At 70.1% G+C, this 24,616-nt stretch carries 25 protein-coding genes, 1 tRNA gene and 1 riboswitch; of the genes, 18 read left to right on the top strand and 8 right to left on the bottom strand.

Annotation, left to right across the window (positions count from 1 at the left end):
- Positions 1–307: 307 nt before the first annotated feature.
- Together ACLJPL_RS04555 and ACLJPL_RS04550 are read left to right on the top strand one after the other, a co-directional pair.
- Positions 308–2,716, top strand: a complete 2,409-nt coding sequence (locus tag ACLJPL_RS04555) for an immune inhibitor A domain-containing protein (protein WP_411079329.1) — start codon at positions 308–310, stop codon at positions 2,714–2,716.
- 124 nt (positions 2,717–2,840) lie between these two features.
- The gene (locus ACLJPL_RS04550; protein WP_411079328.1) at positions 2,841–3,266 is read left to right on the top strand and encodes a hypothetical protein; all 426 of its coding nucleotides are present in this window, start codon (positions 2,841–2,843) and stop codon (positions 3,264–3,266) included.
- 72 nt (positions 3,267–3,338) lie between these two features.
- On the opposite strand, the gene ACLJPL_RS04545 is transcribed toward ACLJPL_RS04550, so the two are convergent.
- Positions 3,339–3,935: an isochorismatase family protein gene (locus ACLJPL_RS04545; protein ID WP_411079327.1), complete on the bottom strand. Its 597-nt coding sequence runs from the start codon at positions 3,933–3,935 to the stop codon at positions 3,339–3,341.
- Positions 3,936–4,231: 296 nt separating this feature from the next.
- Positions 4,232–5,569, bottom strand: coding sequence for a nicotinate phosphoribosyltransferase (locus tag ACLJPL_RS04540; RefSeq protein WP_411079326.1), 1,338 nt, complete (start codon positions 5,567–5,569; stop codon positions 4,232–4,234).
- 79 nt (positions 5,570–5,648) lie between these two features.
- On the opposite strand from ACLJPL_RS04540, the gene clpS reads away from it, so the two are divergent.
- From clpS to ACLJPL_RS04490, 10 genes are all read left to right on the top strand, one after another.
- Positions 5,649–5,966 carry an ATP-dependent Clp protease adapter ClpS gene (clpS, locus tag ACLJPL_RS04535; RefSeq protein WP_030567742.1) on the top strand — a complete coding sequence of 106 codons (318 nt, stop codon included), beginning with the start codon at positions 5,649–5,651 and terminating at the stop codon, positions 5,964–5,966.
- A 48-nt stretch (positions 5,967–6,014) separates the two neighbouring features.
- A complete protein-coding gene (locus ACLJPL_RS04530; protein ID WP_411079325.1) occupies positions 6,015–6,632 on the top strand; it encodes a DUF2017 domain-containing protein in 618 nt (205 codons plus the stop codon).
- 332 nt (positions 6,633–6,964) lie between these two features.
- Positions 6,965–8,410, top strand: coding sequence for an amino acid permease (locus ACLJPL_RS04525; protein WP_411079324.1), 1,446 nt, complete (start codon positions 6,965–6,967; stop codon positions 8,408–8,410).
- A gap of 240 nt (positions 8,411–8,650) precedes the next feature.
- Entirely contained in the window at positions 8,651–9,073 is a 423-nt protein-coding gene (locus ACLJPL_RS04520) for a Mov34/MPN/PAD-1 family protein (RefSeq protein WP_411079323.1), read from the top strand.
- Positions 9,074–9,180: 107 nt separating this feature from the next.
- A riboswitch (cobalamin riboswitch) is annotated at positions 9,181–9,284 on the top strand.
- 59 nt (positions 9,285–9,343) lie between these two features.
- Positions 9,344–10,342 carry an ABC transporter substrate-binding protein gene (locus ACLJPL_RS04515; protein WP_411079322.1) on the top strand — a complete coding sequence of 333 codons (999 nt, stop codon included), beginning with the start codon at positions 9,344–9,346 and terminating at the stop codon, positions 10,340–10,342.
- Positions 10,339–11,379, top strand: coding sequence for a FecCD family ABC transporter permease (locus tag ACLJPL_RS04510; RefSeq protein WP_411079321.1), 1,041 nt, complete (start codon positions 10,339–10,341; stop codon positions 11,377–11,379). The genes ACLJPL_RS04515 and ACLJPL_RS04510 overlap by 4 nt, the downstream gene beginning before the upstream one ends.
- A gap of 61 nt (positions 11,380–11,440) precedes the next feature.
- The gene (locus ACLJPL_RS04505; protein ID WP_411079320.1) at positions 11,441–12,238 is read left to right on the top strand and encodes an ABC transporter ATP-binding protein; all 798 of its coding nucleotides are present in this window, start codon (positions 11,441–11,443) and stop codon (positions 12,236–12,238) included.
- A gap of 69 nt (positions 12,239–12,307) precedes the next feature.
- A complete protein-coding gene (locus ACLJPL_RS04500) occupies positions 12,308–12,424 on the top strand; it encodes a putative leader peptide (protein WP_411079319.1) in 117 nt (38 codons plus the stop codon).
- Between the two features lie 124 nt (positions 12,425–12,548).
- Positions 12,549–12,836, top strand: a complete 288-nt coding sequence (locus tag ACLJPL_RS04495; RefSeq protein ID WP_384337962.1) for a MoaD/ThiS family protein — start codon at positions 12,549–12,551, stop codon at positions 12,834–12,836.
- A complete protein-coding gene (locus ACLJPL_RS04490; RefSeq protein WP_128847410.1) occupies positions 12,836–13,786 on the top strand; it encodes a PLP-dependent cysteine synthase family protein in 951 nt (316 codons plus the stop codon). Before ACLJPL_RS04495 ends, ACLJPL_RS04490 begins: the two co-directional genes overlap by 1 nt.
- A gap of 242 nt (positions 13,787–14,028) precedes the next feature.
- Here the strand turns inward: ACLJPL_RS04490 and ACLJPL_RS04485 are convergent, their stop codons facing one another.
- A complete protein-coding gene (locus ACLJPL_RS04485) occupies positions 14,029–14,550 on the bottom strand; it encodes a type II toxin-antitoxin system PemK/MazF family toxin (protein ID WP_411079318.1) in 522 nt (173 codons plus the stop codon).
- Between the two features lie 248 nt (positions 14,551–14,798).
- Between ACLJPL_RS04485 and ACLJPL_RS04480 the strand changes: the two genes are divergently transcribed.
- The gene (locus ACLJPL_RS04480) at positions 14,799–15,551 is read left to right on the top strand and encodes an MBL fold metallo-hydrolase (RefSeq protein WP_411079317.1); all 753 of its coding nucleotides are present in this window, start codon (positions 14,799–14,801) and stop codon (positions 15,549–15,551) included.
- 43 nt (positions 15,552–15,594) lie between these two features.
- Entirely contained in the window at positions 15,595–16,107 is a 513-nt protein-coding gene (locus ACLJPL_RS04475) for a GNAT family N-acetyltransferase (protein WP_411079316.1), read from the top strand.
- A gap of 110 nt (positions 16,108–16,217) precedes the next feature.
- On the opposite strand, the gene ACLJPL_RS04470 is transcribed toward ACLJPL_RS04475, so the two are convergent.
- Positions 16,218–17,483 (bottom strand): PTS transporter subunit EIIC, encoded by a 1,266-nt coding sequence (locus ACLJPL_RS04470; RefSeq protein ID WP_411079315.1) that lies wholly within the window; start codon positions 17,481–17,483, stop codon positions 16,218–16,220.
- 258 nt (positions 17,484–17,741) lie between these two features.
- Positions 17,742–19,001 (bottom strand): PTS transporter subunit EIIC, encoded by a 1,260-nt coding sequence (locus ACLJPL_RS04465; protein ID WP_411079314.1) that lies wholly within the window; start codon positions 18,999–19,001, stop codon positions 17,742–17,744.
- A 223-nt stretch (positions 19,002–19,224) separates the two neighbouring features.
- Between ACLJPL_RS04465 and ACLJPL_RS04460 the strand changes: the two genes are divergently transcribed.
- The 4 genes from ACLJPL_RS04460 (at position 19,225) to rdgB (ending at position 21,613) form a co-directional block, all read left to right on the top strand.
- On the top strand, positions 19,225–19,458 hold the full coding sequence (locus ACLJPL_RS04460; protein ID WP_015608814.1) for a glucose PTS transporter subunit EIIB: 234 nt from the start codon (positions 19,225–19,227) through the stop codon (positions 19,456–19,458).
- 181 nt (positions 19,459–19,639) lie between these two features.
- Complete coding sequence (rph, locus tag ACLJPL_RS04455) at positions 19,640–20,377, top strand: ribonuclease PH (protein WP_411079313.1); 738 nt, start codon at positions 19,640–19,642, stop codon at positions 20,375–20,377.
- A gap of 123 nt (positions 20,378–20,500) precedes the next feature.
- Complete coding sequence (locus ACLJPL_RS04450; protein WP_411079312.1) at positions 20,501–20,890, top strand: hypothetical protein; 390 nt, start codon at positions 20,501–20,503, stop codon at positions 20,888–20,890.
- 120 nt (positions 20,891–21,010) lie between these two features.
- Positions 21,011–21,613, top strand: a complete 603-nt coding sequence (rdgB, locus tag ACLJPL_RS04445) for an RdgB/HAM1 family non-canonical purine NTP pyrophosphatase (protein ID WP_411079311.1) — start codon at positions 21,011–21,013, stop codon at positions 21,611–21,613.
- A 56-nt stretch (positions 21,614–21,669) separates the two neighbouring features.
- Here the strand turns inward: rdgB and ACLJPL_RS04440 are convergent.
- The 3 genes from ACLJPL_RS04440 to bcp form a co-directional block, all read right to left on the bottom strand.
- Positions 21,670–21,754, bottom strand: a tRNA-Leu gene (locus ACLJPL_RS04440).
- Positions 21,755–22,162: 408 nt separating this feature from the next.
- Positions 22,163–23,659, bottom strand: a complete 1,497-nt coding sequence (proP, locus tag ACLJPL_RS04435) for a glycine betaine/L-proline transporter ProP (RefSeq protein ID WP_411079310.1) — start codon at positions 23,657–23,659, stop codon at positions 22,163–22,165.
- Positions 23,660–24,031: 372 nt separating this feature from the next.
- Positions 24,032–24,499: a thioredoxin-dependent thiol peroxidase gene (gene bcp, locus ACLJPL_RS04430; RefSeq protein ID WP_411079309.1), complete on the bottom strand. Its 468-nt coding sequence runs from the start codon at positions 24,497–24,499 to the stop codon at positions 24,032–24,034.
- Between the last annotated feature and the right edge of the window lie 117 nt (positions 24,500–24,616).

The following is a 24,616-nucleotide window of genomic DNA, read 5'->3' as shown; positions in this document are numbered from 1 at the left end:
GACCCTACGACGGTGGATGCCCGACCGGGACCCGTAGTAAGCGTGACCTAACCCACGGTGCCGTTGCACAGGGGGCGCACGGAGTCACGCCTCTCACCAAGTGGACGGTGTGACGCGCCTGTTGGCGGCGATCTCGTCCGCATACCGGTAGCGCGGTCCTGCATAGTGCACTTGGTCTGTTCAAGTCAAGGTCTGTCTTTTCTCTCGCAACTCCGATCGAATGTCGTCACTTGTGACGCGTTTACGCGCACGGCCCTCTCCATACCCCCCTGGCCGCTGCGCGGACGCCCGGGGAGGACTGCATCAAGTGACCAATCAGAGACGGGCGCTTCGCGCCGCTGCTGTTGTCGTGGCCATGGCCGCCACCGCAGCGACGGCGTCGACCTTCGCCACCGCCCAGGCGCATGACACCGCATCAGGTTCCACGGCCTCCGCCGCCCCCGCCGACCGCCGCGACCCGGCGCCGGCCAAGGGGCATGTGGAGCACAACCTCGAAGGCCCCTTCAGCGAGCAGCAGGCAGCGCAGCGGGAGGCCGCGCTGGAGCAGGTGCTCGCCGGGGACAAGAAGGTGTCGAACCGCAGCGGTTCCAAGGTCGTCAAGCTCGGCGACAAGAAGTACGTCGAGCTCGGCCGGGAGAAGACCGACAAGATCTTCACCATCCTGCTGGAGTTCGGCGACAAGGTCGACGACACCACGCTGTTCGACCCGGACGGCGACGGCCCCAAGCCGCCGGTCAAGAAGTACGGCGGCACCCCGGGACCGGCGCACAACAAGATCGCCAAGCCGGACCCGAAGAAGGACAACAGCACCGCCTGGAAGGCCGATTACAACCGGGCGCACTTCGAGAAGCTGTACTTCGGCGAGGGCAAGGGCGTCCACTCGCTCAAGACCTACTACGAGAAGACCTCCTCGGGCCGCTACTCGGTCGACGGCGCGGTCTCCGACTGGGTGAAGGTCGACTACAACGAGGCCCGTTACGGCTCCAACTACTGCGGCTCCAGCAACTGCGCCAACGTCTGGGACGCGGTCCGCGACGGCGTCAACGCCTGGGTCGCGGACCAGAAGGCCAAGGGCCGCACCACCGCGCAGATCAAGGCGGACCTGGCCGAGTACGACCAGTGGGACCGCTACGACTACGACGGCGACGGCGACTTCAACGAGCCGGACGGCTACATCGACCACTTCCAGCTGGTCCACGCCGGCGAGGACGAGTCGGCCGGCGGCGGCGCGCAGGGCGGCGACGCCATCTGGGCGCACCGCTGGTACGCGTACGGCACCAACGCGGGTGCGACCGGCCCGGGCGACAACAAGGCCGGCGGCGCGCAGATCGGTGACACGGGCGTCTGGGTCGGCGACTACACCGTGCAGCCCGAGAACGGCGGCCTGGGCGTCTTCGCCCACGAGTACGCCCATGACCTCGGCCTCCCGGACCTGTACGACACCTCCGGCGGCGGCGAGAACTCGGTCGGCTTCTGGTCCCTGATGTCGGCGGGCTCCTGGCTCGGCACCGGCAAGGGCGAGATCGGCGACCTGCCGGGCGACATGACCTCCTGGGACAAGCTCCAGCTGGGCTGGCTCGACTACGACACGGCCAAGGCGGGCAAGACCTCGCTGCACAAGCTGGGCGTCTCGGAGTACAACACCAAGGACCCGCAGGCGCTCGTCGTCGAGCTGCCGAAGAAGTCCGTCACCACCACGGTCGTCAAGCCCGCCGAGGGCACGAAGCAGTGGTGGAGCGACCGGGGCGACAACCTGTCGAACACGCTGACCCGTTCGGTCGACCTGACCGGCAAGTCCTCGGCGAAGCTCGACCTTTCGGGCTGGTACGACATCGAGGCCGACTACGACTACCTCTACACCGAGGTGTCCGACAACGGCGGCGGCAGCTGGACCGCGCTCGACGGCACGGCCGACGGCCGGGCCATCCCGCGCGACGCCAGTGACAAGCCGGCCCTGACCGACGTCTCGGGCGCGTACAAGAAGCTCTCCTTCCCGCTGGACGCCTACGCGGGCAAGAAGATCGACCTGCGCTTCCGCTACCAGACGGACGGCGGCGCGGGCGGCAACGGCTTCGCGGCCGACGGGATCACCGTCACGGCCGATGGCGCGACGCTCTTCTCGGACGACGCCGAGGGCGACGACAACGGCTGGACCGCCAAGGGCTTCTCGCGGATCGGCGAGTCGTTCACGCAGGACTACCCGCAGTACTACATCGCGGAGAACCGCCAGTACGTGTCGTACGACGAGACCCTCAAGGTCGGCCCGTACAACTTCGGCTTCTCCAAGACCCGCCCGAGCTGGGTCGAGCACTACGCGTACCAGACGGGTCTGCTCGTGTGGCTCTGGGACACCTCCCAGAAGGACAACAACACCTCCGTCCACCCGGGCGAGGGCCTGATCCTGCCGGTCGACTCGCACGCGAAGCCGCTGAAGTGGAAGGACGGCACGATCGTGCGCAACAAGATCCAGCCGTTCGACGCCCCGTTCAGCTGGTACCCGAACAAGGGCTTCACGCTGCACAACGCGGACGTGCCGCTGAAGATCCAGCCCTCGCTGGGCAACCCGGTCTTCGACGACCGCAAGGGCACCTACTGGTACAAGGAGAACCCCACGGGCAGTGTCAAGGTTTCTGACACCAACACCCGCATCTCCATCGTGCACGAGCCGCTCAACGGCTCCACGCTGAGCCTGCTCGTCAGCCCCTCGGGCCGATGATCCGGTAAAACCCCAGGTCAGAGCATGATCGGCCGTCGCCCCCTAGCGGGCGGCGGCCGATCGTGTTTAGGTGCGTCTTGTTCACATCCTTATTGACACGACGTCTCACGGGGGAGTGCGGAGCATGGCAGGCGGAGGTTTCTGCAGATTGCCGAACGGCACGGTGGTGGTGGCCCTCACCCTGACCCGGCCGGCCGGGGACACGGTCTCCCGCGGCGGTACGGGGGCGGGCCCAGGAGCGCCCGTACGGGTCCTGGTCCACGCGGCGAACCGGGCGCGCGCCCTGACCAGGCTGCGCAACCTGGGGCTGCGGGCGGTCTATCTCCGGGGCAACGACCGGCCGCCCACGCCGGACGAGGTCACGGCGGTGCTGCACCACCCGGACGGCCTGCTGTGGCGGGCGGCCCCCGAGCCCGGCCCGTCCGGCCAGGCGGCGGGCCCGCCCGGCCAGCCGCCCCGCTCGCTCCAGACCGCCCAGGAGCTGTGGCACCCGATCCGGGCCCTGCTGGGCCCGGCGGGTTACGCGGGCCCGGCCCGCCCGGCGGCGTAAGGGGACGCCCGGGCGGCTCGCGGGGGCTTCCGGGCGGCCCGCGAGGGGCTCGCTGTAGCCCCGGCGCCGGGGCTACAGCGCCTCGGCCACCACGGGCTTCCCGGAGAGCTTCACGCCCGCCGTCCGGAGCTCGTCGAGGGCCCGCTCGGTGGTCGCCGGCGAGACCCCGGCGGTCAGGTCGAGCAGCACATGGGTGACGAAGCCCTCGCGGGCGGAGTCCAGGGCGGTGGCCCGTACGCAGTGGTCGGTGGCGATGCCGACCACGTCGACCTCGGTCACGGACCTCTCGCGCAGCCACTGAGCGAGACCGGTCCCGTTCTCGTCGGCGCCCTCGAAACCGCTGTACGCGGCCGAGTACGCGCCCTTGTCGAACACGGTGTCGATGGCCCCGGAGGCGACGGCGGGCGCGAAGTTCGGGTGGAACCCGACCCCCTCCGTACCGGCGACGCAGTGCACCGGCCAGGAGTCCACGAAGTCCGGGGTCTCGGAGAAGTGACCGCCGGGGTCGACGTGGTGGTCGCGGGTGGCCACCACGTACCGGTAGCCGGGCTGGGCCTCACCGATCAGGTCGGTGATGGCGGCGGCGACATCGGCGCCACCCGCCACCGCGAGGCTGCCGCCCTCGCAGAAGTCGTTCTGAACGTCCACGACGATCAATGCGCGGTGCATGGCGGGTGTCCTTCGGTGGGGGAGGGGAGGGGGAGGGGGAGGGTGGCGCTTCAACGTTCACAGGGATGACATCGAGCGTAGAGACTAGAGGCCCACAATCAACCCCCACCCCGCCCCAGCTCGCACGGCCCCACTCTCCATTCCGTCCGCCCGCCCAGCTACCCAGCCCGTCCGGCGTTTGAGGACGGAACCCTCGCGGCGGGGCCCCCGCACCTGCCGGGCCCGGCCGCAAGGCCCACCCCGCCCAGCCCGTCCGGCGCTTGAGGACGAAGCGGCCCGCCGGACGCCCCCGGCCCTCACACGTACTCCGTCGAAAGCACCGGCTCCCCCCGGGACAACTGCATCGCCGACATCGGCAACCGCCCCCGAGCCAGAACATGCCGCTCCCGAGCCGCCTCCAACGGCTCCCGGGCCACCACGACCCCACCCCGCACCAGCTCCACCAGCAGCTCCCGCCCCGCCAGCTCCGCCGGCACCTCCCCCGTGCCGAGCACCTCCGCCTCGGCGACCCCCTGCTCGTCGGCCCGGCGCGCCGCCCACTTGCGACCCCCCACCGACGACTTCGCGCCCATCGACTTCTTCGCCACCGGCACCAGCGGAGCATCCGCGTCCGCACCCGCCGGCCCGGCAGCCCGCGCCACCAGCTTGTAGACCATCGAGCACGTCGGGTGCCCGCTCCCGGTGACCAGCTGCGTGCCGACCCCGTACGCGTCCACCGGCGCGGCAGCCAGCGAGGCGATCGCGTACTCGTCCAGGTCCGAGGTCACCACGATCTTCGTGCCCGTGGCCCCCAGCTCGTCCAACTGCTGCCGCACCCGGTGCGCGACCAGCAGCAGATCCCCGGAGTCGATCCGTACGGCCCCGAGCTCGGGCCCCGCGATCTCCACCGCCGCCCGCACCGCCTCGGTCACGTCGTACGTGTCGACCAGCAGCGTCGTGCCCCGCCCCAGCGAGTCCACCTGCGCCCGGAACGCGTCCCGCTCGGTGTCGTGCAGCAGGGTGAAGGCGTGCGCGCTGGTGCCGACCGTCGGGATCCCGTACCGGAAGCCGGCCGCCAGATCCGAGGTGGCGTCGAACCCGCCGACGTACGCCGCACGCGCCGAGGCCACCGCCGACAGCTCGTGCGTGCGCCGCGCGCCCATCTCGATCAGCCGGCGGCCCCCGGCGGCGGCCGACATCCGCGAGGCGGCGGCCGCGATCGCGGAGTCGTGGTTGAGGATCGAGAGGATCACCGTCTCCAGCAGCACGCACTCGGCGAAGGACCCCTCCACCCGCAGGATCGGCGAGCCCGGGAAGTACACCTCGCCCTCCGGGTAGCCCCAGATGTCGCCGCTGAAGCGGTAGCCGGCCAGCCATTCGAGGGTCGGCTCGTCCACGATGCGCTGCTGCCGCAGGAAGGCGATCATCTCGTCGTCGAAGTGGAAGTTCTCCACCGCGTCCAGCACCCGCCCGGTGCCCGCGACGACCCCGTACCGCCGCCCCTCGGGCAGTCGGCGGGTGAACGCCTCGAAGACCGAGCGCCGGTGGGCGGTGCCGGCCTTGAGGGCCGCCTGCACCATGGTCAGCTCGTACTGGTCGGTGAAGAGCGCGGTCGACGGAACGCCGACCCGTCGCCCGAGGTCCGCTGAGTTCATGGCAGGGATGCTACCCCCTATTCGTCAAAGTGACGAGATGTGGGGTCCGTTTGTGCGCCCGGGCCGCTCGGGTGGCAGCATGGGACAGGTGAGCGTTGCTACCCCCGTAGAGATCGAACGTCCTGATTCGGCCGAGGAGACCTTCGCGGTCCCGGAGCCGGACGTCCCGTGGGTGACGCTCGTCCACAACGACCCGGTCAATCTCATGAGCTATGTGACCTACGTGTTCCAGGCGTACTTCGGGTACTCCAAGGACAAGGCGCACAAGCTCATGCTCGACGTGCACCAGAAGGGCCGCGCCGTCGTCTCCAGCGGGAGCCGCGAGGAGATGGAGCGCGACGTCCAGGCCATGCACGGTTACGGGCTGTGGGCCACCCTCACCCAGGACCGCAACTAGAACCCCTTCAGCGCCCCCCGCCCCGTTCGACCCACCATCGGAGAACCCATGGCCGGCCATTTCGAGGCCACCCCCGGCGGCGGCGCGGCCGTCGCGCTCGACGAGGTCGAGATCTCGATCCTGCGCTCCCTCGCCGTACAGCTGCTCGAACTGATCGGCCCGGGCGACGAGCCCGCCGAGGGCGAGGACCCGCTCGCCGCGCTCTTCACCGAGGGCCCCAGCAAGCCGCCCTCCGACCCGGCCCTGGCCCGGCTCTTCCCGGACGCGTACGGAGGCCCCGACGCGCTCACCCCGCAGGAGGGCGGCACGTCGCCGGAGGGGCTGCGGGAGCTGTCCGCCGAGTTCCGCCGCTTCACCGAGAACGACCTCCGCTCCCGCAAGCGCGACGACGCCCTCGTCGTCGTACGGACGCTCGACGCGCTCTCGCCCGCCGGCGACGGCGGAGCCGTGCTCACCCTCACCGGCGACGAGTGCCGCTCCTGGCTCGGCTCGCTCAACGACCTGCGGCTCACCATCGGCGCCCGGCTGGAGGTCTCCGACGAGGACGAGGGCGAGGACGGGTCCCTCTACCGGCTCCCCGACAGCGACCCGCGCAAGCCCATGGTGATGGCCTATCTGTGGCTCGGCGCGCTCCAGGAAACGCTCGTCGAGACCCTGATGCCGTAATCCACGGAAAAGGCGTTCCGGCCCGCGGGCGGTCACTCCGTTCGCTCAACGGACGCTCAGATCCGGGTAACGATCCCCCCAAGTCATCGACGGCATTCGTGGGGGATGAAGTTTCTTGTCCCCATTTGCCTGTGGGGTGCGCCACAGAATGTCCCATGGTGTCCTGTGACGGCCGTGATAAATCTTCACGATCGCCCGGGGACGCCACCCCTGTTCCCGGGGTCGCCACAAGCCGGCCGAACGCCGGCGGCACTCCATCCATATCCGGGGGGATCAGGACCTGATCCGCAGCCTTGAGGGCGCGGATCGGCGTGGAGAAAGGCGCACCACACATGACATCGGCACAGGTCGACGAGGGACAGGCCGACAACGGAAAGCCAGGCGCGGACGCCGGCGAGGCCGTGACCAGTGGCGAGGGGTACCAGCGCGGTCTGGGAGCCCGTCAGATCCAGATGATCGCCATCGGCGGAGCCATCGGCACCGGGCTCTTCCTCGGCGCGGGCAAAGCGATCGACCGGGCCGGACCCAGCCTCATCCTGGCTTATGTCCTCGCGGGCCTGGTCATCTTCTTCATCATGCGGGCCCTGGGCGAACTCCTCATGTACCGCCCGGTTTCCGGCTCCTTCTCGGAGTACGCCCGCGAATTCATCGGGCCCTTCTTCGGATTCGTGACCGGCTGGACGTACTGGCTTTTCTGGGTCGTCACCGGAATCACCGAAGTCACCGCCGCCGCCACCTATATGACGTACTGGTGGGACATTCCGCAGTGGCTGTCCGCCCTCGTCTTCACCGTCATTCTGTACGGCGCGAACCTGATCTCCGTGAAGCTCTTCGGCGAGCTGGAGTTCTGGTTCTCCATGGTCAAGGTCACCGCGATCGTCGGCATGATCCTCATCTGCGCCGGCGTCCTGACGCTCGGCTTCTCCGACGCCGGTGACACCGCGACCGTCTCCAACCTCTGGAACGACGGCGGCTTCTTCCCCAACGGCATCGGCGGCATGCTGATGACGCTCCAGATCGTCATGTTCGCCTTCCTCGCCGTCGAACTCGTCGGCGTCACCGCCGGCGAGTCCAAGGACCCCAAGACCGTCCTGCCCAAGGCCATCAACACCGTGCCGTGGCGCATCGCCGTCTTCTACGTCGGCGCGCTGATCATGATCCTGTCGGTCGTGCCGTGGTCCACCTTCAAGCCGGGCGTCTCGCCGTTCGTGAAGGCGTTCGAGGAGATGGGGCTCGGCATCGGCGCCGCCATCGTCAACTTCGTCGTCCTGACCGCGGCCCTCTCCTCCTGCAACTCCGGCATGTACTCCACCGGCCGCATGCTCCGCGACCTGGCCATGAACGGACAGGGCCCGCGCGCCTTCACCAAGCTGACGAAGAACGGCCTGCCGCTCGTCGGCACCACCTTCTCCGCCGCCCTGATGCTCGTCGGCGTCTGGATCAACTACCAGTGGCCCGGCGAGGCGTTCAACTACGTCGTCTCCTTCGCGACCATCTCCGGCATGTGGGCCTGGATCATGATCCTCTTCAGCCAGATCCGCTACCGCCGGCTGGCCGACCGGGGGGACCTCCCGCAGTCCTCGTTCAAGGCCCCGGGAGCCCCGTACACCAGCTGGTTCGCGCTCGCCTTCATCGGCATGGTCATCGTGATGATGGCGGTCGACAAGGACGCCAGGATCTCGCTGTACTGCGCCCCGCTCTGGGCGCTCGTCCTCGGCGTCTCCTACCTGGTGCTCAAGTCGCGCAACCCGGAGAACACCGCGTTCGTCAAGCGCTGACCTTCGGGCGGGCCGGTCACTCCCGGCCCGCCCGCCGACCCCGAGGGCGGGCCCCCACCCAGGGCCCACGACCACCCTCCTCCCGGACCGCCCCGGCCTCCCCACGGCCCCGGCGTCCACCATGCGGCCCTCTCCGTACCACCCACCGGTACGCAGAGGACCGCATGCTCAGACCGGCCGGCAATCGGAGGGGCGGCGTCGCCCAACCCCCCGATTGCCGGTCGGTCTTATCCTGACGCCATGCTGACCATCACCCAGGCGCTCCACGACCGGATCGTCGCCCACTCCCGCGCCGACCATCCCGACGAGGCGTGCGGCGTGGTGGCGGGCCCGGCCGGAACGGACCGCCCCGAGCGCTTCATCCCGATGCTCAACGCCGCCCGCTCGCCCACGTTCTACGAGTTCGACTCCGGCGACCTCCTCAAGCTGTACCGCGAGATGGACGACCGCGACGAGGAGCCCGTGATCATCTACCACTCGCACACGGCGACCGAGGCGTACCCCTCCCGCACCGACGTCTCGTACGCGAACGAGCCCGGCGCCCACTACGTCCTGGTCTCCACCGCCGACACCGACGACGCGGGCCCCTTCCAGTTCCGCTCGTACCGCATCGTGGACGGCGAGATCACCGAGGAAGACGTGCAGGTCGTCGAGGCGTACTGAGCGCCCGGCCCCCCGCCCCGCCTCCTTCCGGTTACCGGCCACCGCCGCACGGGGCCGCCGCACGGGTCTGGCACACTGCACCCCAGACCCGAACACAAGGCAGCGGGAACCAGGAAGCCGGTGCGATTCCGGCACGGTCCCGCCACTGTGACCGGGCCCCCTCCCGTACGGAGTCATCCGCACCGGAGGGCGGCCCGGAAGCCAGGAACTGGCCCGCCGCCTTCTCCGCATCGACCAGGGGACGCGGAAATCCCCCGGAGAGGCCCCGCCATGTCCCGGCGCACCCCCGCGCTCATAGCCGCCGCCGTGCTGCTCCCGCTCGCCCTCACCGCCTGCTCCACCTCGGAGAGCACCGGGTCCAGGAGCAAGCCCGCCGCCCCGGCCGAGAACGACGGCTTCCCGTACACCGTCACCAACTGCGGCGTCACCACCACCTACAAGGCCCCGCCGAAGCGCGTGGTCACCATGAACCAGCACGTCACCGAGATCATGCTGGAACTGGGCCTGGCCAAGTCCCTCGTCGGCACCGCCTACCTCGACGACAAGGTCCTCCCGAAGTACGCCGAGGACTACGCGTCCGTCCCGGTCATCGCCAAGGAGTACCCCTCCTACGAGCAGGTCCTCGCCACGAACCCCGACTTCGTCTACGGCGGCTACAGCAGCGCGTTCACGGCCGGCGACGGCCGGAGCCGCGAGGCGTTCAAGAAGTCCGGCATCGAGACCCGGCTCAACACCGAGAGCTGCGCCAAGGCCGACACCCCGATGGAGACCCTCTACGAGGAGATCCGCGAGGTCGGCCGCACCTTCGGCATCACCGACCGCGCCGAGGCGTGGATCAAGCGGGCCAAGGCCGACAACGCCGCCACCGCCGAGAAGCTGGCCGACCTCAAGCCGGTCTCCGTCTTCGTCTACGACAGCGGCGACAAGACCGCGTTCACCGCCGGCGGCAAGGGCATCGGCAACGAGCTGATCAAGCGCGCCGGCGGCGCCAACGTCTTCGCCGACCTGGACAAGTCCTTCGGGGACGCCTCCTGGGAGAACGTCGTCGCCCGCAAGCCCGAGGCGATCGTGATCTACGACTACGGCTCCACCACCGTCGCCCAGAAGAAGAAGCGCCTGCTGACCGACCCGGCCCTCGCCGACGTCCCCGCCATCAAGAACAAGCGCTTCGCGGTCATGCCGCTCTCCGACGCGGTCCTCGGCGTCCGCGTCCCCGCCGCCGTCGACAAGCTCGCGGCCCAGCTCCACCCGGCGGCCACCACCTCGTGACCTGCCGCACCCCCGCACCGCGGCGGCTGCTGCGCTACACCCTGGTCGTCGGCGTCCTCGCCGTACTCCTCGCAGCCGCAGTGGTCGCCGCCCTCGCCCTCGGCTCCGTCCGCATCCCGCCCGGCCAGGTCCTCGACATCCTGACCGGGCGGGCGGAGGCGAGCCCCTTCCGCACGATCGTCCTGGACGTCCGGCTGCCCCGGGTCCTGCTCGGCGTCGTCGTCGGCGCCGGACTCGCCGTCATCGGCACCGTCCTCCAGGCCCTCGTACGCAACCAGCTGGCCGACCCCTTCCTCCTCGGCGTCTCCTCCGGAGCCTCCACCGGCGCGGTCCTGGTCATCGTCCTCGGCATCGGCGCGACCCTCGCCACCACCGTCACCATCCCCGCCGCCGCCTTCGTCGGCGCGCTGCTCTCCCTGCTGCTCGTCTACACCCTGGCGCGCGGCGGAGGCGGCCTCACCACCAACCGGCTCGTCCTCGCCGGAGTCGCCGTCTCCTACATCCTCTCCGCCCTGACCAGCCTGATCCTGGTCACCTCCGCCCGCGCCGACCACCTCCAGGAAGTCCTGTACTGGACCCTCGGCGGCCTCGGCGCGGCCCGCTGGGACATGCTCGCGCTCCCCGCCGTCACCCTCGTCGCCGGTACGGCCCTGCTCCTCACCCTGGCCCGCCCCCTCGACCTGCTCCTGGTGGGGGAGGAGGGCGCGACCGTGCTGGGCCTGGACACCGCCCGCTTCCGGGCCGCCGTCTTCGTCCTCGCCTCACTGATGACCGGGGCGCTCGTCGCGTACAGCGGGGCGATCGGCTTCGTCGGCCTGATGGTCCCGCACATGGCCCGGATGGCGGTGGGCGCGTCGCACCGCGCGCTGCTCCCCGTCGTCGCCCTCGGCGGGGCGGTGTTCCTGGTCCTTGCCGACCTGGCCGCCCGGACGCTCGCGGCCCCGCAGGACATCCCGGTCGGCGTGCTCACCGCCCTGACCGGCGGCCCGTTCTTCCTGTGGATGCTGCGCCGCCGCCCCGAGGCGGCACCCGCATGAGGCCCCTCTCCGCCGGGAGCGCCCGCATGACGACCGTACGCACCGCTGAGGGAGCCCGCCCGTGACCACCCTGCGCACCGAGGCACTCTCGTACGGCGTCGGCGAGGGCCGCCACCTCGTCGACGCCGTCGACCTCACCGCCGCCGGCGGCGAGACGGTCGGCCTGGTCGGCCCCAACGGCAGCGGCAAGACCACCCTCCTGCGCTGCGTCTACGGCACCCTGCGCCCCACCCACGGCCGGGTCCTCCTCGACGGCGACGACCTCGCCACCCTCCCCGTGAAGGCCCGCGCCCGCCGCATCGCCACCGTCCCGCAGGAGAGCCAGGCGGGCTTCGAGCTCACCGTGGGCCAGGTCGTCGCGATGGGCCGCGCCCCGCACAAACGGTTCTGGGAGGCCGACACCGCCGCCGACACCGCGCTCGTCACCGACGCCCTCGCCCGGGTCGGGATCGCCGCACTCGAACCCCGTACGTTCGCCTCCCTCTCCGGCGGGGAACGCCAGCGCGCCCTGGTCGCCCGCGCCCTGGTCCAGCAGCCCTCGCTCATCGTCCTGGACGAGCCGACCAACCACCTGGACATCCGCTACCAGCTGGAGATCCTCTCCCTGGTCCGCGACCTGGGCACCACCAACCTCCTCGCCCTGCACGACCTCAACCTGGCCGCCTACTACTGCGACCGGATCTACGTCCTCAAGGACGGCCGCGTCGTCGCCTCCGGCGCCCCGGAGGAGGTCCTGACCGCCGAACTGCTGGGCGAGGTGTACGGCGTCGCCGCCGAGGTCAGCACCCACCCCAAGACGGGCGCGCCCACGGTGGTCTATCTCCCGGAAGGACCCGGCCGCCCCGCTCTGTCCGCATAGTGGTCGCTCACCATCCATCATGCGAGATCACACTCGGGTTTCCCGACCGGGAATCGATACGATGCCCGCATGGTTCCCCATGACGTGAGCAACAGGACGCCGGGCCCGCCGCTCGTCGCGCGGCTGCACGTCGACCTGTGCAGGCTCGCCAGCGCGATCTGTCCGCCGCCCGCGGCCTGTCCGTGAGCCGCCCGGCCTGAGCCGCGGTCCGCGCGAGCCCCACCCGTACGCACCACGCACCACACCCCCCGCGCGAGGGAAGAAACGCGCGCCCCACGCCACCTCCCCGCTTCCGACAGGAGCCCACGCCATGGCCATCGAGGTCCGCATCCCGACCATCCTCCGCACCTACACCGACGGCGCCAAGGCCGTCGAGGGCAACGGGGACACCCTCGCCGACCTCTTCGCCGACCTGGAGAGCCGCCACACCGGCATCCGTGAGCGCATCGTCGACGGCGCGAACGGCGAACAGCTCCGCCGCTTCGTGAACGTCTACCTCAACGACGAGGACGTCCGCTTCCTCGACGGCATCTCCACCAAGCTCAGCGACGGCGACAACGTCACCATCCTCCCGGCCGTCGCCGGCGGCATGCGCTGATGCGGTACGACTCCCCGCTGGCGGCCGTGGGGAACACCCCCCTCGTCCGCCTCCCGCGGCTGTCCCCGTCCGAGGACGTCCGCATCTGGGCCAAGCTGGAGGACCGCAATCCCACCGGCTCGATCAAGGACCGCCCCGCGCTCCACATGGTCGAACAGGCCGAGAAGGACGGCCGGCTGACCCCCGGCTGCACCATCCTGGAGCCCACCAGCGGCAACACCGGCATCTCGCTCGCCATGGCGGCCAAGCTCAAGGGCTACCGCATCGTCTGCGTCATGCCGGAGAACACCTCGCAGGAACGGCGCGACCTCCTCGCCATGTGGGGCGCCGAGATCATCTCCTCCCCGGCCGCCGGCGGCTCCAACACCGCCGTCCGCGTCGCGAAGGAACTGAGCGCCGAACACCCGGACTGGGTGATGCTCTACCAGTACGGCAACCCGGACAACGCGGGCGCGCACTACGCCACCACCGGCCCGGAGATCCTCACCGACCTCCCGTCCATCACCCACTTCGTGGCGGGCCTCGGCACGACCGGCACCCTCATGGGCGTCGGCCGCTACCTCCGCGAGAACCGCCCGGGCATCCAGATCGTCGCCGCCGAACCGCGATACGACGACCTCGTCTACGGCCTCCGCAACCTCGACGAGGGCTTCGTCCCCGAGCTCTACGACGCCTCGGTCCTCACCACCCGCTTCTCGGTCGGCTCCGCCGACGCGGTCACCCGCACCCGCGAACTCCTCCAGCAGGAGGGCATCTTCGCGGGCGTCTCCACCGGCGCGGCCCTCCACGCGGCGATCGGCGTGGGCAACAAGGCGGTCAAGGCGGGGGAGAGCGCCGACATCGTCTTCGTGGTGGCGGACGGCGGCTGGAAGTACCTGTCGACGGGCGTGTACACGGCCGAGACGACGGAGGCGGCGATCGAAACGCTACAGGGCCAGCTCTGGGCGTAGGCGCCCTTCAGCCCGTTCGGGGGCGCCCTCTCCGGCCCCTTTCGGGGTGCCGTCCCAGCCCGTCCGGCACCACTCCAGCCCGTCCGGCACTGCTCCAGCCCGTCCGGCACCACTCCAGCCCGTCCGGCGTTTGAGGACGTCTTTTCAGCCCCTCCGGCGCTTGAGGAGCGGGACCCGGGGCAGCGCCCCGAAACCCGAGCCCCGCTCCTCACCCCCGCAACCGCAACCGCAACCGCGAACGGTCACCCCGCCCCCAACCCCCGCACCCGCTCCCAGAGCTCCGCGTCCACGGCCCCCACCCGCCGCCGGAACCCGCCGATCCGCACCTCCCGCAGCTCATCCGTCTCCAGGAAGCTCTGCCGCCCCCGCTGATCGCCCACCGCCCCCGCCGGCAGCGCGATCACCCCCGGCCGCTCCTCGTGATGCTTGCTGGTGATCTTGGCGACGAGCGCCGTACGCCCCCGGCCCCGCCCCCGTACGGACAGGACCAGGCACGGCCGGTCCTTGGACCCGGGCCCGTCCTCGTACGGCACATCGGCCCACCACACCTCCCCGGCCCGCGGCGTGCGCCCGTCCCCACGCCCGACCGGGCCCGAAGGCCGTGACGGCCCGGACGGCTTTCGAGGGGGACGCGTCGACCCCACCGGCTGCCGGGGCCGCCGCGACCGGGGTCCCCGGTCCGAGCGCCCCCGCCCGTCCACCACCGCGGCGACGAGCGCCAGCAGAACCACGGCGACCAGCGCCACCCACCAGAACGTGTCCATCCCCCGACCGTACCGGCGGCGGCCGCCACCCGGCCCCGCCCGGCCGCCACGCCCGGGACCCCACCGTGGACGCGCTTCCATCGAACCGGTGACAGAGCAGGTGAGTTCCCCCACAACGGCCGCCGGCAGAGGAGCGACGCGGAGTTTTGCGCCTTACGCTCGACAAACCGCAAAACGTTCCGGCAGGAATTGCACGACCCCTTCCGCACGAACCCTCCCCGTTCCCACGCCTCGGAGGTTCACGCTCCATGAAGCTCACCGTCGTCGGCTGCTCCGGCTCGTTCCCGTCACCGGGTTCGGCATGCTCGAGCTACCTCGTAGAGGCCGACGGCTTCCGGCTGCTCCTCGACATGGGCAACGGCGCCCTGGGCGAGTTGCAGCGCCACGTCGGTCTGTACGACCTCGACGCGATCTTCCTCAGCCATCTCCACTCCGACCACTGCATCGACATGTGCGCGTACTTCGTCGTGCGCTACTACCGCCACGACGGCGCGCGCCCCGTCCCCCTTCCGGTCTACGGACCCGAGGGCACCGAGCAGCGGCTGACCGCCGCCCACGGAGACACCCCCTCCGACCGGGCGATGAGCGAGGTGTTCGACTTCCACACCCTGAAGGCCGGCTCCTTCGAGATCGGCCCCTTCGCGGTCCGCACGGAGAAGCTCCGCCACCCCGTGGACACCTTCGGCATCCGGCTCGAACACGGCGGCTCCACCCTCGCCTACTCCGGCGACACGGGAACCTGCGACGCCCTGGAGGAGCTGGCCCGGGACGCGGACCTGTTCCTGTGCGAGGCGTCGTTCGTCGACGGCAAGGAAGACATCCCCGACCTGCACCTCAACGGCCGCGAGGCCGGCGAGGCCGCCGCCCGCGCCGAAGCACGCCGCCTCGTCCTCACCCACATCCCGCCGTGGACCGACGCGGACCGCAACGTGGCCGACGCCCGTGCGGTCTACCCGGGCCCGGTGGAACTGGCCGCGCCCGGTGCGGTGTACGAGATCTGATCCGGCCCGCCGCCACTCCCGCCGCATCTGCGAAACTGCTCGGATGATCACGATCAGACCCGCTCGGGACGGCGACCTCGACGGCTTCCTGACCCTCGCGTCCCAGGTCGAGCACTGGTTCGGGCCGATGGTGGCGGAGCCGGGCTTCCACCGGGCCGTGGAAGCCTGCATCCGTGACGCGGCGGCCCTGGTCGCCGAGTCCACGACCGCCCCCGGCATCGTCGGCGGCCTCCTGTTCGGCGCGGACCCGCCGACGTACCACGTCCACTGGCTCGTCACCTCCGAGCGCTGCCGGGGCGAGGGCGTGGGCCGCCTGCTGATGGCGGACGCGATGCGCCGGTACGTCACCGGGCCGGGCGTCGTCGAGGTCGTCACCTTCGGGCCCGACCACCCCGGGGCCGTGGAGAGCGGGGCCCGTACGTTCTACGAGAAGCTGGGCTTTTGCCCCGGTGAACCGACCGACCCGGGCCCGGAGGGCGGCTCCCGCCAGATCTACCGCCTGCCGGTTCCGGCGCCCGGGGCCGCAGACGCGCTCGCGGACGCGCCCCGGACGTAGGGCGCGGACGGCACCCCGTACAGACGACGAGACCCCCACCTCCGCAGGGGAGGTGGGGGTCTCGTGTGTACGCGTACGGGTACGCGTACGGGTGCGGGTGCGGCTGAGGGCTACTTCGCCTCGGCCTTCTGGAGCTCGGCGAGCTCCTCGTCCGACTCCCGGCCCGGGGTCGGGATGTTGAACTTGATGATCGCGAACCGGAAGATCACGTAATAGACCACCGCGAAACAGAGGCCGACCAGGACCAGCAGCCAGGGCTTGGTCGCGATGCCCAGGTTCAGCCCGAAGTCGACCAGACCGGCCGAGAAGCCGAAGCCGTCCTTCATGCCGAGCGCCCAGGTCAGGGCCATCGACACACCGGTCAGCACCGCGTGGATCGCGTACAGCACCGGGGCGATGAACATGAACGTGAACTCGATCGGCTCGGTCACACCGGTGACGAACGAGGTCAGCGCGAGGGAGAACATCATGCCGCCGACGACCTTGCGGCGCTCGGGGCGGGCACAGTGGACGATCGCGAGGCAGGCCGCCGGGAGGGCGAACATCATGATCGGGAAGAAGCCGGTCATGAACTGTCCGGCGGTGGGGTCGCCCTCCAGGAAGCGGGCGATGTCGCCGTTCTTGCCGTTGTACTCGCCCGCCTGGAACCACGGGAAGGAGTTCAGCAGGTGGTGCATGCCGACCGGGATCAGCGCACGGTTGGCGACACCGAAGATGCCCGCGCCGACCGCGCCCGAGCCGACGAGCCACTCGCCGAAGTTGTGCAGACCCGCGCCGAGGACCGGCCAGATCAGACCGAAGACGATGCCGATGACCAGACCCGCGAGGGCCGAGAGGATCGGGACCAGACGCCGGCCGCTGAAGAAGCCGGCCCAGTCGGGCAGCTTGGTCCGGTAGAACTTCTGGTAGAGCAGGGCCACGACGATGCCCATCACGACACCGCCGAGGACCTTGGCGTCCACCGGCGCCTCCGTCATCACGATCTTGCCGTCGACGACCTCGGCCACCTTGTCCAGGTTCGGGTCCGTGAACGTGGCCAGCACGTTCTTGAAGACCAGGTAACCGGTGACGGCCGCGAGGGCGGTCGAGCCGTCCGACTTCTTCGCGAAGCCGATCGCGATGCCGACGGCGAACAGCAGCGCCATGTTGTCGAGGAGCGCGCCGCCACCCGCGGCCATGTAGCCGGCGAGCTTCGTGATGAAGGTCGGGAACGACTCGCGGCCCAGCATGTCACTGTCGCCGAGGCGGACCAGGAGCGCGGCGGCCGGCAGCACGGCGACCGGCAGCATGAGGCTGCGGCCGATGCGCTGCATGACCGCCATCACGGCAGCGCCCTTCTTCTTCCCGTCCGCGGGTGCGGTCTCAGCCGTGGTCATCAAATCCTCCATGGGGCACGGTGCCGCCCGGGTCATTGATGCGGGGAGGCGGCGACTCGACAGACGCGGCACGACAGCCGTGGTCTGGACCACTCAGTGGTGTAGACCAGTTTTAGCACGGTGAGGGTTAGATAAGGAACCTGCAATTCCCCTTCAATGTGCAGTAGCAGACCCGGCACGTTCGGTGACATGCGCAAGGCCCCCGGACCGGGCGGTCCGAGGGCCTTGCGCGAGCGGGGTGAAACCCCCTCTGTCCTGCTACTTCGTGAGGTCCCGCGCGATCTCCTTCTCGATCTCCTCCGGTTCGCGCCCGGGCGTCTTGAGGTTGAACTTGGTGATCGCGAAGCGGAAGACGATGTAGTAGACCACCGCGAAGCACGCGCCGATCGGGATGATCAGCCACGGTTTCGTATCCAGATGCCAGTTCACGACGTAGTCGATCAACCCGGCCGAGAAGGTGAACCCGGCATGCACCCCCAGCAGCCAGGTGATGCCCATCGACGCCCCGGTGAGCACCGCGTGCGCCCCGTACAGCAGCGGCGCGACGAACATGAACGAGAACTCCAGCGGCTCGGTCACCCCCGTGACGAACGAGGTCAGCGCCACCGAGAACATCAGGCCGCCCACCTCCTTGCGGCGCTCGGGCCGCGCGGTGTGGGTGATGGCCAGGGCGGCGGCGGGCAGGCCGAACATCATGATCGGGAAGAAGCCCGAGGTGAACTGCCCGGCCGTCGGGTCCTCGGCGAAGAACCGGGAGATGTCGCCCTGGACGGTCGCGCCGTCCGCCCCCGTGAACTCGCCCGCCTGGAACCAGAAGAACGTGTTCAGGAACTGGTGCATGCCGATCGGGATCAGCAGCCGGTTCGCGAAGCCGAAGATCGCCGCACCCCACGAGCCGAGGTCGATCAGCTGCTTGGAGAACCAGGTCAGCCCGTCGCCCACCGGCTGCCACAGCAGCCCGAACAGCACGCCCAGGATCACGCAGAGGAACGCCATCAGGATCGGCACCAGCCGTCGGCCGTTGAAGAAGCCGAGCCAGTCCACCAGCTTGGTGCGGTGGTAGCGCTGCCAGACCACCGCGGTCAGCAGGCCGATCAGGATGCCGCCGAGGACGCCGGGGTTCTGCGGCTCGCCGGCGGGCAGCTCGTCCGTCACCGTGCCGTCCATGGGGAACGCCCCGAGGACGCCCCGGTAGACGAGGAAGCCCACCACGGCCGCGAGCGCGGTGGAGCCGTCCGCCTTCTTCGCGAAGCCGATGGCCACGCCGATGCAGAAGAGCAGCGGCAGGCCGACCTTGCCGTCGAGGATCGCGGTGCCGCCGTTGAGCAGGACCGAGGCGGTCTTCTCCCAGAAAGCGCCGTGGAGGGAGGAGGCGAAGAGGTTGCCGAGGCTGACGAGCAGGCCCGCCGCCGGGAGGACGGCCACCGGGAGCTGGAGGCTGCGGCCGACCTTCTGCAAGCCCTGGACCGGCCCGTTCCACCATTTTGGCTGCGGTGCCGCAGCGGCGCTCGAACTCATCGGCGTCCTTCCCGGAACAAGCCTCGTTTGGCGGTCGTCGCAAACTGGTGTAGACCAGTTGCGTCACGGTCCGGGACCCGCCCCGAAGACAGGGCACCGGTGATCGTTATCTTTGGTGATAGTCCGGTTACCCGCCCGCGAAGTTGGGCCAACCGTGCGTTACCGTGACGAAACGGACCCGCAGCGGGCGGCCCGTCTGCACGCGAAAACCAGGGAGAAGGACATGGCCACCAAGGCTGAGAAGATCGTCGCCGGGCTCGGCGGCATCGAGAACATCGACGAGATCGAAGGCTGCATCACCCGCCTCCGCACCGAGGTCCACGACGCCAGCAAGGTCGACGAAGCCGCCCTGAAGGCCGCCGGCGCCCACGGCGTCGTCAAGATGGGCACCGCGATCCAGGTCGTCATCGGCACCGACGCCGACCCCATCGCCGCCGACATCGAAGACATGATGTGACCGGCTGACACCCCGCCGGACACCGCGGAAGCCGCAAGGCCGTCCGCACCCGCAGGCCCCGCACCCCCACCGTGGACGGGGCCTGTGCCGTACCCGCCCCGCGGACGCTTGCCCCACCCACCCCGCCGGCGTCCCCCACACCCGAACGGACCCACCCCCGCCAACGGATAAAGTCGGCCCCATGTCTCGCATCGACGGCCGCACCCCCGAACAGCTCCGCCCCGTCACCATCGAACGCGGCTGGAGCAAGCACGCCGAAGGATCGGTTCTCATCTCCTTCGGCGACACCAAAGTCTTCTGCACCGCCTCCGTCACCGAAGGCGTCCCGCGCTGGCGCAAGGGCAGCGGCGAAGGCTGGGTCACCGCCGAGTACTCCATGCTGCCCCGCTCCACCAACACCCGCGGCGACCGCGAAGCCGTACGCGGCAAGATCGGCGGACGCACCCACGAGATCAGCCGCCTGATCGGCCGTTCGCTGCGCGCCGTCATCGACTACAAGGCGCTCGGCGAGAACACCATCGTCCTGGACTGCGACGTCCTCCAGGCGGACGGCGGCACCCGCACCGCCGCCATCACCGGCGCGTACGTCGCCCTCGCCGACGCCGTCGCCTGGGCCCAGGGCAGGAAGATCGTCAAGGCCGGCCGCAAGCCCCTCACCGACACCGTCGCCGCCATCAGCGTCGGCATCGTCGACGGCACCCCCCTCCTCGACCTCTGCTACGAGGAGGACGTCCGCGCCGAGACCGACATGAACGTCGTCTGCACCGGCGACGGCCGCTTCGTCGAGGTCCAGGGCACCGCCGAGGGCGCCCCCTTCGACCGCAAGGAGCTCGGCGCACTCCTCGACCTGGCCACCGCGGGCTGCGTCGACCTCGCCACCCTCCAGACCGACGCACTCGCCCGCACCCAGGACGCGTGACGACACACGCTCCCCGGGTAAAGAAGCAACCAAGTACGCACCACACAGCGTCGTTACGAGCACGGGCGCACGGGTCGAACCGTGCGCCCGTCCGCGTACCGATTCCCGGGGAGGGACCGCACCATGGCTTCGCGCCGCCACCAACGCCTCGCACTCGCCACCGCCGCCGCTCTGCTGACGCTCACCACGGCCGCGGGCTGCGCCGGAATCGACAAGGCCCTCGACTGCGTCCGCACCGCCGACGCCATCGCCACCAGCGTCGGCAAGCTCGAACGGGCCGTCTCCAACGCCTCCGAGGACATCACCCAGGCATCGGAGTCCCTGGACGAGATCGACCGCGAGCTCAAGAACCTCGGCGACACCACGGACGACGCCGACCTCTCGAAGGCGATCGACGACCTCCAGGCAGGCGTCACCAACGTCCGCACCGCCATCGAGAAGGGCGACGCGACCCCCGACATCACCCCGGTGACGAGCGCGGCGACGGAGATCGGCAAGGTCTGCACGCCGTAGGTCCGCACGCCGTAGGGGGGAGGCGGGCCGTTACGGGCGCGGGGCGCGACCGGCCGTGGCGCCGGTGTACGGGGGGAGGGGCGCGGCCGGCTGCCGCGTCGGCCCGGCGATAATCGCCGTATGAAGCGCCTGATCCTCGCCACCCGCAACGCCGGGAAAATCACCGAACTCCACGCCATCCTCGCCGACGCGGGACTCGACCACGACCTCGTCGGCGCGGACGCGTACCCGGACATCCCGGACGTCAAGGAGACCGGCGTCACCTTCGCCGAGAACGCGCTCCTCAAGGCCCACGCCCTGGCCCGCGCCACCGGCCTCCCGGCCGTCGCCGACGACTCCGGCCTCTGCGTCGACGTCCTCGGCGGCGCCCCCGGCATCTTCTCGGCCCGCTGGTCCGGCGTCCACGGCGACGACACGGCCAACCTCGACCTGCTCCTGGCCCAGCTCGGCGACATCGCCGACGCCCACCGCGGCGCGTACTTCGCCTGCGCCGCCGCCCTGGCCCTCCCGGACGGCACCGAACGCGTCGTCGAGGGCCGCCTCAACGGCACCCTGCGCCACACCCCGTCCGGCACCCACGGCTTCGGCTACGACCCGATCCTCCAGCCGGAGGGCGAGACCCGCACCTGCGCGGAGCTGACCCCGGCGGAGAAGAACGCGATCAGCCACCGCGGCAAGGCGTTCCGGGCGTTGGTGCCGGTGGTGCGGGAGTTGGTGGGGTAGGGCCGGAACGACAAACGGCCTGCGCATCAGTGCTTCGATTCGCAGGCCGTTCTCGGTGCGGCGGAAGGGATTCGAACCCTCAAGCCGTTTCACGGGCCACAGATCCTAAGTCTGCTGTGTCGCCAGCTGCACCACCGCCGCTAGACGCATGTCATCGTACCGGGCGAATCGGCCGGGGTGGAGTGAGCGTTCCTGGCGTGGGATCGCGCGTGCGCCCCCTCGGCGCCAAGTAGTGCTGACCGTATGGCAGTTGGGGCACAGCAACCGGAGGTTCTCGGCGCGGTCGTCGCTCCGGTCGCCTGCTGATGTTGCTGTGGTGGCCCCCCACAGTCTCCAGACCGAGACGCCGCAGCACCTCATAGACGCTCGTCGACACGGCGACCACAGGCGCAAGGACCTCCTTCGTATCCGGCCGCGCGTTCGCGGCCTCGTACGGATCAACGAACCGCTTATCGGAGAGGCACATCCGCTGTACGACAAGATGCGGAACGGCCCGCACCGCTTCGCGTCGACCGAAGCGGTGCGGGCCGTTCGCCCGGGCGGGAGGGATTAGAACTTGGGTTCGGGAGCCTGTGCCTGGACCAGTTGTGCCGCCTCCTCGTCCGTCTCCACCGAGGGCGGGGAGCCGATCAGGGGCTGTTGGGCGGTCTCCTTCATGCAGGCGACCGCGATCACGCCGACCAGGGCCGCCGCCATCGCGTAGTACGCGGGCATCAGGTTGGAGCCGGTCCAGCTGATCAGGGCCGTGATCACCAGCGGGGTCGTACCGCCGAAGATCGACGCGGAGAGGTTGTAGCCGACCGACAGGGATCCGTAACGGACGTGCGTCGGGAACAGGGCCGGCAGGGCCGCGGACATCGTGCCGAGCATGCAGACCAGGGAGAGGCCCAGCAGCAGCATGCCGACCGTGATCGGGAGGATGCCGTCGATCCGGATGAGGAGGAACGCCGGCAGGGAGAGGAAGAGGAAGCCCAGCATCCCGGTCATGAGCAGAGGTTTGCGGCCGAAGCGGTCGGAGAGCTTGCCGACCTGGCTGATGATCGCCATCAGGAACAGCATCACCGCGAGCAGGATCAGCAGCCCGTGCGTCTCGCTGTAGCCGAGTTCGTCGGAGAGGTACGTCGGCATGTACGACAACAACATGTAGTCGGTGATGTTGTACGCGCCCACCAGGCAGATGCAGAGGATCAGCGTCGGCCAGTACTGCCGGAAGATCTTCGCCAGGTCCCCCTTGGCCGTCGTCTCCACCCCGTCCGCCGCCTCGGTCGCGTGGGCCGTGCCGCCCTCCAGCTTCTGGAAGGCCGGGGTCTCGTCCAGGCGCAGTCGCAGATAGAGGCCGACCAGGCCCAGCGGGCCCGCGACGAGGAAGGGGATGCGCCAGCCCCAGGACTCCATCTGCGCGGTGTCCAGGAGGGCGTACAGGGCCGTCACCAGCCCGGCCGCGCACACGTAGCCCGCCAGGGTGCCGAACTCCAGGAAGCTGCCGAAGAAGCCGCGGCGCTTGTCGGGGGCGTACTCGGCGATGAACGTGGACGCGCCGCCGTACTCGCCGCCCGTGGAGAAGCCCTGGAGCATGCGGAAGAAGATCAGCAGGACGGCGGCCCAGACGCCGATCGTCTGGTGCGAGGGGATCAGGCCGATGGCGAACGTGCCGATCGCCATCAGGATCATCGTCAGCGCGAGGACCTTCTTGCGGCCGATCTTGTCGCCCATCGGGCCGAAGAACATGCCGCCGAGCGGGCGTACGAGGAAGGCCACGGCGAAGGTCGCGAAGGAGGAGAGGAGCTGCGTCGTCTCGTTCCCGGACGGGAAGAACACATGGCCGATGGTCACGGCCAGATAGGAGTAGATGCCGAAGTCGAACCACTCCATGGCGTTGCCCAGCGAGGCCGCTTTCACGGCGCGCTTCACCGCGGCGTCGTCCGTGACGGTGATGTCCGTCCGGCGCAGCCGTGGATTCCTGCGCTTGCGGACCGCCCGGAAGAGCGTGGGATGGCGTTTGACCGCTTGGGGGTCGGCCGCCTGGTGGGGGTCGGGGGCCGCCATGGCCGGGTCCTTTCCTCGGAGGGTGTTCCAGGAAAGGCTTCTGCGCGGTCGTGGCGGTCGCAAACCGACTTCTTGGTCGGATGCGATCTCCCTCACATGTTCCCGGCGTGGTTCCGGGGCAGGAGTGGAAGCTGGGTGTCGGCCAGTATGGCCGGAAACGGTCATAGAGGGGCGTGGGAGCGTTCCGGGGGCGATACCCGCTCCCGTGCCGCCCCGGCCCCGGGGTCGCGGGGGAGGGCGTTCGGTTCGCCCGCCCCGGATGGCCCATCCGGGGCGGTGCGGGGGCGGGGCCAGGGCCGGGACCGGCCAGGGTTGGAGCCGGAGCCGGAGCCGGAGACCGGCCAGGGCTGAGGCGGGCCGGGAGCCCGGGGGTCAGACGCCCAGATCCCTGATGATCTTGGCGACATGGCCGGTCGCCTTGACGTTGTAGAAGGCGTGCTCGACCTTGCCCTCCTCGTCCACGACGACGGTCGAGCGGATGACGCCCGTCACCACTTTGCCGTAGAGCTTCTTCTCGCCGAAGGCGCCGTACGCCTCCAGGGTCTCCTTGGACGGGTCGCCGACCAGGGTGACCTTCAGGTTCTCCTGCTCGCGGAACTTCGCGAGCTTCTCCGGCTTGTCGGGGGAGACGCCGATGACGTCGTATCCGGCGTTCGCCAGGACGTCGAGGTTGTCCGTGAAGTCGCATGCCTGCTTGGTGCAACCGGGGGTAAGAGCCGCCGGGTAGAAGTAGACGATGACCTTGCGGCCCTTGTGGTCCGCGAGCGAGACCTCGTTGCCGTCGGCGTCGGGAAGGGTGAAGGCGGGAGCGGGGTCGCCGGGCTTGAGTCGCTCGCTCATGTGGTTCTCCTCGGGTGGTGCACGGGTCGGACGGGACCGAGCGTAATAGGGGTGCCGCCGGGTGCGCGGGGGGTTGAGCTGACAGACTGTCGACGAAGGTTCAGATGAAGGTTTACC

The organism is Streptomyces sp. cmx-18-6 (assembly GCF_046548915.1).
GTDB lineage: Bacteria > Actinomycetota > Actinomycetes > Streptomycetales > Streptomycetaceae > Streptomyces.
This window is presented reverse-complemented; position numbering and strand designations above follow the sequence as displayed.